Here is a 12,951-nt window from a genome sequence, read left to right on the forward strand (position 1 = left end):
AGGGAGTGGTCCGCGGCAAGTCATGACGCCACCGCTCACGCTTCACCGCCTTCCGCTTCCAGCGCGGGGGCAGGGCGCAGGCGCTGCGCCAGCCGGTCGAAGAACAGGTAGATCACCGGCGTGGTGAACAGGGTCAGCAGCTGGCTGAGCGCGAGGCCGCCGATGATGGACAGGCCCAGCGGACGGCGCAGTTCCGAACCCATGCCGGTGCCCAGCAGCATCGGCAGCGCGCCCAGCATGGCCGCCAGCGTGGTCATCAGGATGGGGCGGAAGCGCAGCAGCGAGGCCTCGAAGATCGCCTCCGCTGGCGGCTTGCCGTGCACGCGCTCGGCTTCCAGCGCGAAGTCCACGATCATGATCGCGTTCTTCTTCACGATGCCGATCAGCAGCACGATGCCGATGATGCCGATCACGTCGAGGTCGGCGCCGGCGACCATCAGCGCCAGCAGCGCGCCGATGCCGGCCGAGGGCAGGGTGGAGAGGATGGTCACCGGGTGGATGAAGCTCTCGTACAGCACGCCGAGCACGATGTACACGGCCACCAGTGCGGCGATCAGCAGGTAGACCTCGCTGGACAGCGAATCCTGGAACGCCGCCGCCGCGCCCTGGAACGAGGATTCGATCGAGGACGGCAGGTTCGACGCTTTCTCTGCCTGGGTGATCTCGTCCACCGCCGTGCTCAGCGAGGCGCCCTGCGCCAGGTTGAACGAGATGGTGGTGGACGGGAACTGCGCGAGGTGGCTGATCACCAGCGGCGACTTGTCCACCTGGATCTGCGCGATCGCGCTCAGCGGCACCTGGCCGCTGCTGCTGGTCTGGCTGGGCAGGTACAGGTTGCCCAGCGACTGCAGCGTGGGCAGGCTCTCCGGCTTGGCCACCAGGATCACGCGGTACTGGCTGGACTGGTCGAAGATCGTCGACACGATGCGCTGGCCCAGCGCGTCGTACAGCGCGTTGTCGATGGTCGCCGCGGTGATGCCGTAGCGCGCCGCCAGCTGGCGGTTCACTTCCACGTTCACGCTGAGGCCGTTGTTGTCGAGGTCGCTGGTGACGTCGGCGATGGACTTGATGTCCTTCATGCGCGCGAGCAGGGCCGGCACGTACTGCTGCAACGCCGCCTGGTTCGGGCCGCGCAGCACGAACTGGTACTGGTTCGGCGACACCGTGGTGTCCAGCGTCAGGTTCTGCTCCGGCTGCAGGAACAGCTTGATGCCGGGCACGTCCGCGGTTTCCTTCTGGATGCGGCGGGCGATCTGCCGGGCGGTGCCCGAGCGTTCGTCGCGCGGCTTCAGGTTGATCAGGAAGCGGCCGTTGTTGAGCGTGATGTTGGTGCCGTCGATGCCGACGTAGGAGGTGAGGCTGGCGACGTCGGGGTCCTTCAGCACGGCCTCGGCCAGCGCCTGCTGGCGCTCCACCATGGTGTCGTAGGACACCGAGTTGTCGGCGGTGCTGATGCCCTGCAGCACGCCCACGTCCTGCACCGGGAACAGGCCCTTGGGGATCACTACGTACAGCACGATGGTCAGCGCCAGCGTGGCCAGGAACACCAGCAGGGTGGTGGTCTGGTGCTTCATCACCACGATCAGGCCGCGGCGGTAGGCGTCCAGCAGCTTGTCGAACAGGCCTTCGCTGATCCGCTCGAAGCGGCTGGGGTGGCGGTCGTGCTGGGCCTTGAGGATGCGCGCGCACATCATCGGCACCAGGGTCAGCGAGACCACCGCGGAGAGCACGATGGTGACCGCCAGCGTGACCGCGAACTCGCTGAACAGGCGGCCGATCACGCCGCCCATGAACAGCAGCGGGATCAGCACCGCGATCAGCGACACGGTCAGCGACAGGATGGTGAAGCCGATCTGGCCGGCGCCTTCCAGTGCGGCTTGCAGCGGCGTCTTCCCTTCTTCCAGGTAGCGCACGATGTTCTCGATCATCACGATCGAGTCGTCCACCACGAAGCCGGTGGCGATGATCAGCGCCATCAGCGAGAGGTTGTCGATCGAGTAGCCGAGCTTGTACATCACCGCCAGCGTGCCGATCAGCGACACCGGCACCGAGATGCTGGGGATGAGGGTGGCCGGCAGGTTGCGCAGGAACACGAAGATCACCAGCACCACCAGCGCGATCGCCAGCACCAGCTCGAACGTGGCGTCCGACACCGATGAGCGGATCACGCCGGTGCTGTCGTTGACGATGCTGATCTTCATGCCGGCCGGCAGGGTGGCCTCCAGCGCGGGCAGTTCCTGCGTGATGTGGTCCACCGTGGCGATCACGTTGGCGCCCGGCTGGCGCTGCACGTTGAGCACGATGGCCTGGGTCTTGTTGTACCAGGCGCCCAGCTCGCTGTTCTGCGCGGCCTGCGTCACGCGGGCCACGTCGCGCACGAACACCGGCGCGCCGTTCTGGTAGGCCAGCACCGTGTCCAGGTAGCCCTGCGGGTTCTGGATCTGGTCGTTGCCGTTGATCGTGTAGTCCAGCTTCGGCCCGTCGAAGCTGCCCTTGGGCTGGCTCACGTTGACGTTGGCGATCAGCGAGCGCAGGTCGTCGATGTTGAGCCCGTAGCCGGCCAGCTTCTGCGGCTCGGCCTCCACGCGGATCGCCGGCACGTTGCCGCCGGCGGCGGTGACCAGGCCCACGCCGGGCACCTCGGAGATCTTGGTGGCGAGGCGGTTGTTGGCGGCGTCCTGCAGCTGCGTCAGCGACATCGAATCGGAGGTCACCGCCAGCGTGAGGATGGGCTGGTCGGCCGGGTTCACCTTGGCGTAGGTGGGTGGCGCGGGCAGGCCGCTGGGCAGCAGGCTGTTGGAGGCGTTGATCGCCTCCTGCACGTCCTGCTCGGCCACGTCGAGGTTGAGCGAGAGGTCGAACTGCAGGGTGATGACCGACGCGCCGGCGGAGCTGGTCGAGGTCATCTGCTGCAGGCCGGGGATCTCGCCCAACTGCACTTCCAGCGGTGCGGTCACCGTGGTCGCCATCACCGAAGGGCTGGCGCCGGGGTAGAAGGTCTGCACCTGGATCGTCGGGTAATCGACGTCCGGCAGCGAGGACACCGGCAGGAAGCGCACGGCGACCACGCCCACCAGCACCATGGCGATCATCAGCAGCGCCGTCGCCACCGGACGGAGCACGAACGGTCGTGAAATGTTCATCGCTTGCGCGCCCGCCGTTTACGAGGCCGAACTGTCGGCGGATGCGTGCTTCTTCTTCCAGCCGGAATGCTTGCCGCCGGCCTTGCCCGCCGGTGCCGCCGCCGTGCTGCCCGACGCGGCCGGCGCCGCGCCGGCAAGCTTGATCGGCGCGCCGTCGCTGAGGCGGTCCGTGCCGTCGGTGACCACGACCTGGCCAGCGGCGAGGCCGGACAGGATCACGGTGTTCTTGCCGTCGCTGGGGCCGAGGGTGACCTTGTGCACGGAGACGGTGTCGTCGGCATTGACCAGGTAGACGAAGTCGCCCGGCGCACCGTTCTGCACGGCGGGGGTCGGCACCAGCACCGCGTTCTTCAGCGTGTCCACCAGCAGGTAGGCGTTGACGAACTCGTTGGGGAACAGCGCCTCGTCGTCGTTGGGCACCGTGGCGCGCAGGGTCACCGTGCCGGTGCCGGTGGCCATCTGGTTGCCAATGGCGTACACCGTGCCGCTGGCGATCTGCTTGCTGTTGTCGCTGTTCCAGATCGCGACCGGCAGCTTTGCGCCGCTGTTGAAGCGCTGCAGCACCTGGCCCAACGAGTTCTGCGGCACGGCGAACTGCACCGTGGTCGGCTTCATCGTGGTGATGGTCACGATGCCCGGCGAGCTGGACGCGGTGACGTAGTTGCCGGGATCGACCAGGCGCAGGCCGACGCGCCCGGACACCGGTGCGGTGATGTGGCAGTAGGCAAGGTCCAGGTCGTCCTGCGCGACGGCGGCCTGGTCGGCCTTCACCGCCGCCTCGTCCTGCTGCACGGTGAACTGCTGGTCGGCGAAGGTCTGCTCGGCGATCGACTTCTGCGCGTGCAACTGCGTGTAGCGGGCCAGGTCGGCGCGCGCTTGTCCAAGACTCGCCTGGTCCTTGGCGAGCTGCGCCTCGGCCTGCTGCTTGTTGATCTGGTACTGGCGCGGGTCGATCTGGGCGAGGAACTGGCCCTTGGCCACGTCCTGGCCTTCCTGGTAGGCGACCTCGGTGAGGTAGCCGCTCAGCTGCGGCAGCACGTTGACCGTGGCCGTCGGCGTCACCGTGCCCAGTTCCTTGAGGGTCTCCGGCATGTCGCCGAGCGTGGCAGTGGCCGTGCCCACCATTTGCGCCGGCTGCCCGTTGCGGACCTTCCTGCCGCCGAGCAGGTGGAGCACGATCAGGGCGATGATCGCCGCCACCACGATGCCGGCGATCAGCGGCCCACGCTTCCTGCGAACCTGTCCCGTGGTCATGGCCGCGTTGTTGCTCATCATTCGGTCTCCAGCGCATCAGTCCATCGCATGCGTGACGGAGGCCCGCCTTCCGCTTCCGATGCTCGGAGTTTCCCGGACGACGCGGCCGCCATCACGAAGGCGGTCGAGTTACCCAAAACGAACCGACGCGCGAAAAGTTGACAGTGGCGTGCCGGAAGTCATGCACGCCGCGCCGGGTGCGGTTCAGCGTACGGCCGCGGAAACAGGGTCAGACCATCCGCGTCCGCTTCCACCAGCCCGTCACCTTCTCCTCGCGCACCAGGGTGAACAGCCCCGCGCCGAGGATCATCACGATGCCGGCCAGCATCGGCCAGTCGAGGTGGTCGCCGAAGAACCAGTAGCCGAACGCGATGGCCCACAGCATCTGGCTGTACTGGGTGGGGGCGACGCGGTTGGCGGGGGCGATCAGGGTGGCGTGCATCAGCAGCACGCCGGCCAGCGCCGCGAGCAGGCCGTAGCCGGCCAGCAGCAGGGACTGCTGCAGGTCGGGCCAGACGAAGTGCGGCAGCATCAGCGCGCCGCCGGCCACCAGCGGGCCGATGACGCCGGCGCCGTACAGGCTCACGCGCTTTTCCTCGCTGCCGGCCATGCGCAGCGCCACCACCGACAGCGCGGCGGCGATGCCGCAGGTGATGGCCGCCAGGTGCCCCAGCCCCAGCATGCGGAAACCGGGGCGCAGCACCACCAGCACGCCGGCGAAGCCCACGAACACCGCCGTCCAGCGCCGCCAGCCCACGTGCTCCTTCAGCAGCAGCACGGAGAGGATGGTCACGAAGATCGGCATCAGGAAGATCATCGAGAACACCTCGGCCATCGGCAGCAAGGTGAACGCGGTGACCGAGGTGATGTTGCCCACCGCGCCGCCCAGCGCGCGCACCCACCACAGCGCCGGGCGCCGCGCCGCGAACACGTCGTGCCAGCGGTCGCCCTTGTCCATCACGAAGGGCAGGGCGGCGAGGCCCAGCAGGCCGCCGAAGAACACCGATTCGTAGGGCGGCACGCCGCCGTGCACGGCCTTCACGAAGGCGTCGCTGATGGCATAGGCGGCGAAGCAGGCGAAGCCCAGCAACACACCCTTGAGCATGGAATTTCCGGAGTCGGCGGGGGGGAGGGCGTCCATGATCGCATCTGGCGGGCGGCGGCGTCCGGATCTCCCGGCCGTCGCCGGGGGCGTCCTGCCGCACCGGGCCATGACCCGCGCCGGCGCCCCGGGTAGAATCTGCCGTTTCCCCACCTGCCACTGGAACGCTCATGGCTGCTGCCCGCCTGAACCCGCTCGACCTGTACGACGTCCGCTCGTTGCTCTCCGACGAGGAGCGCATGGTGCAGGACGCCGTCGGTCGCTTCGTCGACGAGAAGGTGCTGCCCATCATCGGCGACGCCTTCGACCAGGCGCGGTTCCCCACCGAGCTGATCCCGGAGATCGCCAGCCTCGGCCTGCTCGGCGCCACCATCCCCGAGAAGTACGGCTGCGCCGGCATGAGCGGCGTGAGCTACGGCCTGATCTGTCAGGAGCTGGAGCGCGGCGATTCGGGCCTGCGCAGCTTCGCCTCGGTGCAGAGCTCGCTGGTGATGTACCCGATCTACGCCTACGGCAGCGAAGAGCAGAGGATGGAGTACCTGCCGAAGATGGCGGCGGGCGAGATCATCGGCTGCTTCGGCCTCACCGAGCCGCACGGCGGTTCCGATCCGGCCAACATGAAGACCCACGCGAAGAAGGACGGCGGCGACTGGGTCATCAACGGCGCCAAGATGTGGATCACCAACGGCAACCTCGCGCAGATCGCCGTGGTATGGGCGCAGACCGAGGACGGCATCCAGGGCTTCATCGTGCCGACCGACACGAAGGGCTTCACCGCCCAGCAGATCCACAAGAAGATGAGCCTGCGCGCCTCGGTCACCAGCGCGCTGTTCCTCGACAACGTGCGCGTGCCGGACGCCAACCGCCTGCCCAACGTGAAGGGCCTCAAGGGCCCGCTGGGCTGCCTGACGCAGGCGCGCTACGGCATCACCTGGGGCCCGATCGGCGCCGCGCAGGCCTGCCTGAAGGAAGTGATCGACTACACCGCCGAGCGCGTGCTGTTCGGTCGCCCGCTGGCCGCGAACCAGGCGATCCAGCTCAAGCTCGCCGACATGGCCCGCCGCATCACCACCGCGCAGCTGCTCTCGCTGCAGCTCGGCCGCCTGAAGGATGCTGGCGCCATGCAGCCGACGCAGGTGTCGCTGGCCAAGTGGAACAACTGCCGCATGGCCATCGACATCGCGCGCCAGTGCCGCGACATCCTCGGCGGCGCCGGCATCACCACCGAGCACACGGCGATCCGCCACGCGCTGAACCTGGAATCGGTCATCACCTACGAAGGCACCGAGACGGTGCACGAGCTGGTGGTGGGCCGCGAGCTGACCGGCATCAACGCGTTCTGAGCTTCCTGATCGTCATCCCGGCGCAAGCCGGGATCCAGCGCCTTTCGAGGCCCGAGACACTGGATTCCGGCTTTCGCAGGAATGACGGAGAGGGCGAGTCGACACCGAGACCAGAATGTCCCGCATGGGCTGGCAAGACATCCGCATCGAAACCGAACGCCTGATCCTGCGTCCGCCGCAGGCCGGCGATTTCGCGGGTTGGGCGGCCTTCTTCGCCGATCCGGAGGCCACGCGCCACATGGGCGGACCGCGCAGCGAGCCGCTGGCATGGCGCCATTTCCTGATGATGGTGGGCGCGTGGAACATCCAGGGTGCTTCGTCCTTCTCGCTGATCGACAAGCGCAGCGGACAATGGCTGGGCTGGAGCGGCCCCTGGGATCCGCCCGGCTGGCCGGGTCGCGAAGTGGGCTGGAGCCTGGTGCGCGCAGCGTGGGGACACGGCTATGCCACCGAAGCCGCCACGGCCGTCGTCGATTGGGTGTTTCGAACCTTGGGCTGGGACGAAGTGATTCACCTCGTCACACCCGACAACCATCCTTCGCAAGGTGTGGCGCGGCGCCTGGGTTCCGGGGTCCTGCGCTGCATCGAGATGTCCGAGCCTTTCAGCGGGGAAGTGGTGGATGTGTGGGGCCAGAGCCGCGACACTTGGCTGCGTCGCCGCGCATGAGCCACATCCCGCCCGCGCTGTTCGTCGCGCTTACCGAGCTGGTGCCCGATCTGCACGTGCATTGCGCCGAGCCGTGGTGCCTGATCGGCAGCGCGGCGGCGCGCCTGCTTGGCGCCGAGGTGAGCGTGGCCGACATCGACGTGCTGGTTTCGCGCGCCGATGCCGAAACATTGGCGACGCTGTGGGCTGAGCGCCGCGACGCCACGCATGTGCCGGCCGACGACGGCCGCTTCCGTTCGCAGTTCGCCCGCTTCGACTTTCCCGGCCTGCCGGTTGAAGTGATGGGCGGCCTTGAACTCGACCGGGGCGAAGGCTGGCAGCCGGTGTCGCCGGGCCGGCTGGTGCTGGCCGGCGTGCAGGGCATGGCCGTGCCGGTGCCCGCACTGGACGAGCAGATCCGCATCCTCGAATCCTTCGGCCGCGACAAGGACCGCGCACGCGCCGCGGCCCTGCGCCGCTTGCGCCAGCCTTCCGTGCTTTCCATCGTTTCCTCTTCCTGACGGCATCGCCATGACCACCACGCCAACCCCCATCGCCGCCCGCCACAAGGGCTTCAACCGCGCCGAGATCGTCGACCAGAACTTCACCGAGTTCGTGCAGCAGTGGCAGGGCGAGGCGCATGCCGCGCCGCGCGACGATGCGCCGGTGCTGCCGGGCAGCGCGCTCGACGCGCGCGGCTTCCGCGAGCTGCTGGAATCGCAGCTGATCTCGCGCCACCTCGACCTGATGGCGCGCGTGCTGCGCGTGCAGAACAAGGTGTTCTACACGATCGGCTCCAGTGGCCACGAAGGCAACGCGATGGTGGCGCGGCTGACCCGCCACACCGACCCGGCCTTCCTGCATTACCGCAGCGGCGGCTTCATGGCCGAGCGCTTCCGCAAGCTGCCGGGCATGGACCCGGTGATGGATTCGGCGCTGTCGTTCGCCGCCAGCAAGGACGACCCGGCCTCCGGCGGCCGCCACAAGGTGTGGGGCAGCAAGCCGCTCTGGGTGTTGCCGCAGACTTCCACCATCGCCTCGCACCTGCCCAAGGCGCTGGGCACCGCCGTCGCGATCGACCATGCGAAGCGCATCGGCCACACGCTGCCGATTCCCGACGACTCCATCGCCATCTGCTCGTTCGGCGACGCCTCCAGCAACCACGCCACCGCGCAGACCGCGTTCAACGCCGCGGCGTGGACGGCCTACCAGAAGCTGCCCGCGCCGGTGCTGTTCGTGTGCGAGGACAACGGCATCGGCATCTCGGTGAAGACGCCGACCGGCTGGGTGGCGAACAACTTCCGGCACCGCGCCGACCTCGACTACTTCTTCGCCGACGGCCTCGACCTCGCCGAAGGCTACGCGCAGGTGCAGCGCGCGGTGGAGCACTGCCGCGGCACGCGCCGGCCCACCTTCCTGCACGTCCGGACCACCCGCATCATGGGTCACGCGGGCACCGACTTCGAGATCGAGTGGCGCAGCATCGAGGAGCTGGTGGCGCTGGAAGCCACCGATCCGCTGCTGCGTTCGGCAGCCATCGCGCTGGAGTCGGGCCTGTACACCAAGGCTTCGCTGCTGGAACTCAACGAGTCCATCCGCAAGCGCTGCTTCGCCGCCGCCGAGGAAGCCGACCGCCGCCCGAAGCTGGAGCGCCTCGACGACGTGATGAAGCCACTCGCGCCGTACACGCCGGTCGCGGTGAAGACCGAGGCCGAACGCGCGAATTACGCGGAAGCTCGCCTCGCGGCCTTCGGTAGCGAAGCGAAACTGCCGGAAAACCAGCCGCCGCGGCACCTGGCCATCCAGATCGGCCAAGCGCTGCACGACGTGATGGCCAAGTACCCCGAGTCGCTGCTGTTCGGCGAGGACGTGGCGCAGAAGGGCGGCGTCTACACGGTCACCAAGGGCCTGCACAAGGCGTTCAAGAACACGCGCGTGTTCAACACGCTGCTGGACGAGACGGTGATCCTCGGCCTCGCCCAGGGCTACGCCAACATGGGCATGCTGCCGATCCCGGAGATCCAGTACCTCGCGTACTTCCACAACGCGGGTGACCAGATCCGCGGCGAGGCGGCCAGCCTGCAGTTCTTCTCCAACGACCAGTACCGCAACCCGCTGGTGATGCGCGTGGCCTCGCTGGGCTACCAGCGAGGCTTCGGCGGCCATTTCCACAACGACAACTCGATCGCCGCGCTGCGCGACATCCCGGGCCTGGTGGTCGGTTGTCCCTCGCGCGGCGACGACGCGGCGACCATGCTGCGCACGCTGACCGCCTTGGCCAAGGTGGACGGCCGCGTCTGCGCCTTCCTCGAGCCGATCGCGCTGTACATGACCAAGGATCTGTACGAGGCCGGCGACGGTCAGTGGCAGTTCGCCTATCCCGCACCGGGTGAAGCGATGACGCTGGGCGAAGGCCGCGTCTACGACGAGCAGGCGAACGACCTTGTGGTGTTCACCTTCGGCAACGGCGTGACCATGGCACTGCGCGCTGCGCGCACGATCGAGGCCGAGCTGAAGTGGAAGGTGCGCGTGGTCGACCTGCGCTGGCTGGCGCCGCTCAACGACGCCTTCATCGCCGCGCAGGCGAAGGGCGCCAAGCGCATCATCGTGCTCGACGAAGGCCGCAAGAGCGCCGGCGTGGGCGAGGGCGTCATCACCGCCATCGTCGAAGCCGGCTATGGCGCCACGCCGCTGGAGCGCGTGGTCGGTGCCGATACCTTCACGCCGCTGGCCGGCGCGGCCTTCCTGGTGCTGCCGGGCGATGCGGACGTGGTGGCGGCGGCGCGCAAGCTCGCCTGACGCTCTCCTACCGGAATCCGCTCACCCCGCAAAGCCGCCTTCGTCGAGGAACGCCTGTTCCCCGGCCGTGGTTACGCGGCCGAGCATGGAGTTGCGGTGCGGGAAGCGGCCGAAGCGGGCGATCACCTCGCGGTGGATGCGGGCGTATCGGGCGTAGTCGTCCAGCCCCTCGCACAGCGCCACCGAGCGATCCTGGTCGGCAAGCACCTCGCTGTGCTCGAACGGCAGGTAGAAGAACACGCGCAACGCCGGTTCCACGGCATGGTCGTGGCCGCGCGCCACGGCCTGCCGCGCGAAGCCCAGCGCCAGCGGGTCGGTGGCGAACATGTGCGCCGTGCCGCGGAAGGCGTTGCGCGGGAACTGGTCGAGCAGGATCAGCAGCGCCAGCGCGCCTTCGGCTTCGTCCAGCCAGTCGTCGAGTTCGCGCCGCGCGGCAGCCATGTGCGCGTCCAGGAAACGGGTGGTGAAGGCGTGGTCGAACGCCGCATCCTTTTCGAACCACCGCGCGGGCCCGGCCTCGCGCCAGAAGCGGGTGACGTCATGCGCTTGCAGGATCTCGGCCACGGCGGATTCCTCGATGGGGACGGGATGGCGACGATGCATGGTCGCATGACGACGACCCGTGCCAGTCGTCACCCCCGCGCGCCGCGCGCGGGGTGATAAGTTGGGCGAATCCCCGTCCCGCCTGCAGGTACAGCCATGTCTCTCGCTTCGTTCGTGCGTCCGCGGCTCGCCAGCCGCCATCCCGTGATGCGTCTTGCCCTGGCCGTGTCGCTCGCGCTCGCCGCCGGAGCCGCCGGTGCGCAGGTGTCGTCCAGCACGCAGGTGCCGGTGCCACAGGACACGCCGTATCCCGGCACCCTCGCCATCCACGTCGACGCCAGCGACACGCGGCAGGGCATCTTCCGCGTGCACGAGACGATCCCGGTGCAGGCCGGCAAGCTCACCCTGCTGTATCCGGAATGGATCCCCGGCAACCATTCGCCCAGCGGTCCCGTCGCGATGCTGGCGGGCCTCAGGCTCAGCGCCAACGGCAAGCCGGTGCCGTGGACGCGCGACAAGTACGACGTCTACGCCTTCCACCTCGTCGTGCCCGAGGGCGTCAGCAGCCTCGACGCGGACTTCCAGTACCTCTCGCCGCGCGACGACGGCAGCTACGAGATGACCGGCAGCATGCTGATGCTGGAATGGGACAAGATGTCCCTCTATCCGGCCGGCTATTACACCCGCGGCATCCACGTCGAACCCAGCGTGAGCCTGCCGCAGGGCTGGCAGTTCGGCAGCGCGCTGGAGACGGCTTCGCAGTCGGGCGCGGATGCCACGTTCAAGCCGACCACCTACAACACGCTGGTCGATTCGCCGATCTACGCGGGGCGCTACTTCAAGCGCGTGGACCTGAACCCGGGCGACAAGACCCAAGTGCACCTGGACATCGTGGCCGACGCGCCGAAGTACCTGGAGACGACGCCGGAGCAGATCGCGCAGCATCGGGCCCTGGTGACGCAGGCGGTGAAGCTGTTCGGCTCGCACCATTACGACCACTACGACTTCCTGTTCTCGCTGTCCGACGTGCTGTCCGGCAACGGCCTGGAGCACCACCAGTCCAGCGAGAACGGCCTGGGCGCGGACTACTTCACCGCATGGGCTGACGACGCGCCGGGCCGCGACCTGCTGGCGCACGAGTACACGCATTCGTGGAACGGCAAGTTCCGCCGCCCGGTCGACCTGTGGACGCCGAACTTCAACGTGCCGATGGGCGACTCGCTGCTGTGGGTGTACGAGGGCCAGACGCAGTACTGGGGCTTCGTGCTCACCGCACGCGCCGGCCTGTGGACGCCGCAGCAGTTCCGCGACGCGCTGGCGATGGACGCCGCCAACTACGAGCGCAACCGCCCCGGTTTCCAGTGGCGCACGCTGGAGGACACCACCAACGACGCCACCGCCGCGCATCGCTCGCCGCTGCCGTACCGCAGCTGGCAGATGAGCGAGGACTACTACAGCGGCGGCCAGATGATGTGGCTGGCGGTGGACGCCAAGCTGCGCGAGCTCACCGGTGGGAAGAAATCGCTGGACGATTTCGCGCAGGCCTTCTTCGGCGTGGACAACGGCAGCTTCGTCACGAAGACCTACACCTTCGACGACGTGGCCGCCGCGCTCGACGGTGTGGCGAAGTACGACTGGGCCGGCTTCCTGCACGCGCACGTCGATGCGGTGAACCCAGCGCTGGTGGATGGCCTGGCCGCCACCGGCTGGAAGCTGGTCTACACCGGCAAGCCCAGCGAATTCGAGAAGCAGTACGACAGCCGGCCGGAATCGCCGCGCCACATCTACAACTTCGCGTGGTCGATCGGCCTGACCCTCACCGACGATGGCGCAGTCAACGACGTGCGCTGGGGCGGCCCCGCGTTCAAGGCCGGCGTGAGCACCGGCGCCACCGTGGTGGCGGTGAACGGGCAGGCGTATTCGCGCGAGGTGCTGCAGGAGGCGATCGCCACGGCAAAGACCGATCAGGCGCCGATCAAGCTGCTGCTGAAGTTCCAGGGCAACCTGCAGACCGTGCCGGTGGACTACCACGGCGGCCCGCAATACCCGCACCTCGAGCGCATCGCCGGCACGCCGGATTACCTCGATCAGATCATCGCCGCGCGGAAGTAGCGTTTCCGC

9 protein-coding genes are annotated in these 12,951 nt (G+C 68.3%); 5 read left to right on the forward strand and 4 right to left on the reverse strand.

From position 1 onward, the window contains the following. Positions 1-35 precede the first annotated feature (35 nt). The 3 genes from IHE47_RS06650 to IHE47_RS06660 all read right to left on the reverse strand — a co-directional run bounded on the left by IHE47_RS06650 (position 36) and on the right by IHE47_RS06660 (position 5,502). A complete protein-coding gene (locus tag IHE47_RS06650) occupies positions 36-3,143 on the reverse strand; it encodes an efflux RND transporter permease subunit (protein WP_192105101.1) in 3,108 nt (1,035 codons plus the stop codon). Positions 3,144-3,161: 18 nt separating this feature from the next. After that, positions 3,162-4,415, reverse strand: coding sequence for an efflux RND transporter periplasmic adaptor subunit (locus IHE47_RS06655; RefSeq protein WP_192105102.1), 1,254 nt, complete (start codon positions 4,413-4,415; stop codon positions 3,162-3,164). A 211-nt stretch (positions 4,416-4,626) separates the two neighbouring features. Continuing rightward, positions 4,627-5,502: a DMT family transporter gene (locus tag IHE47_RS06660; RefSeq protein ID WP_192105103.1), complete on the reverse strand. Its 876-nt coding sequence runs from the start codon at positions 5,500-5,502 to the stop codon at positions 4,627-4,629. Between the two features lie 167 nt (positions 5,503-5,669). On the opposite strand from IHE47_RS06660, the gene IHE47_RS06665 reads away from it, so the two are divergent. The 4 genes from IHE47_RS06665 (at position 5,670) to IHE47_RS06680 (ending at position 10,287) form a co-directional block, all read left to right on the forward strand. Continuing rightward, the gene (locus IHE47_RS06665) at positions 5,670-6,842 is read left to right on the forward strand and encodes an acyl-CoA dehydrogenase family protein (RefSeq protein WP_192105104.1); all 1,173 of its coding nucleotides are present in this window, start codon (positions 5,670-5,672) and stop codon (positions 6,840-6,842) included. A 124-nt stretch (positions 6,843-6,966) separates the two neighbouring features. Continuing rightward, positions 6,967-7,509 (forward strand): GNAT family N-acetyltransferase, encoded by a 543-nt coding sequence (locus IHE47_RS06670; RefSeq protein WP_192105105.1) that lies wholly within the window; start codon positions 6,967-6,969, stop codon positions 7,507-7,509. After that, positions 7,506-8,009, forward strand: a complete 504-nt coding sequence (locus tag IHE47_RS06675) for a hypothetical protein (protein ID WP_192105106.1) — start codon at positions 7,506-7,508, stop codon at positions 8,007-8,009. The genes IHE47_RS06670 and IHE47_RS06675 overlap by 4 nt, the downstream gene beginning before the upstream one ends. Positions 8,010-8,019: 10 nt before the next feature. Next, positions 8,020-10,287, forward strand: coding sequence for a thiamine pyrophosphate-dependent enzyme (locus tag IHE47_RS06680; RefSeq protein ID WP_192105107.1), 2,268 nt, complete (start codon positions 8,020-8,022; stop codon positions 10,285-10,287). A gap of 21 nt (positions 10,288-10,308) precedes the next feature. On the opposite strand, the gene IHE47_RS06685 is transcribed toward IHE47_RS06680, so the two are convergent. Further along, positions 10,309-10,851 (reverse strand): DUF924 family protein, encoded by a 543-nt coding sequence (locus tag IHE47_RS06685; protein WP_343227448.1) that lies wholly within the window; start codon positions 10,849-10,851, stop codon positions 10,309-10,311. A 135-nt stretch (positions 10,852-10,986) separates the two neighbouring features. Between IHE47_RS06685 and IHE47_RS06690 the strand changes: the two genes are divergently transcribed. Next, the gene (locus IHE47_RS06690) at positions 10,987-12,942 is read left to right on the forward strand and encodes a peptidase M61 (protein WP_225561672.1); all 1,956 of its coding nucleotides are present in this window, start codon (positions 10,987-10,989) and stop codon (positions 12,940-12,942) included. Positions 12,943-12,951 lie beyond the last annotated feature (9 nt).

Origin of the sequence: Rhodanobacter sp. DHB23 (assembly GCF_014842975.1) — a bacterium.
Lineage (GTDB): Bacteria > Pseudomonadota > Gammaproteobacteria > Xanthomonadales > Rhodanobacteraceae > Rhodanobacter_A.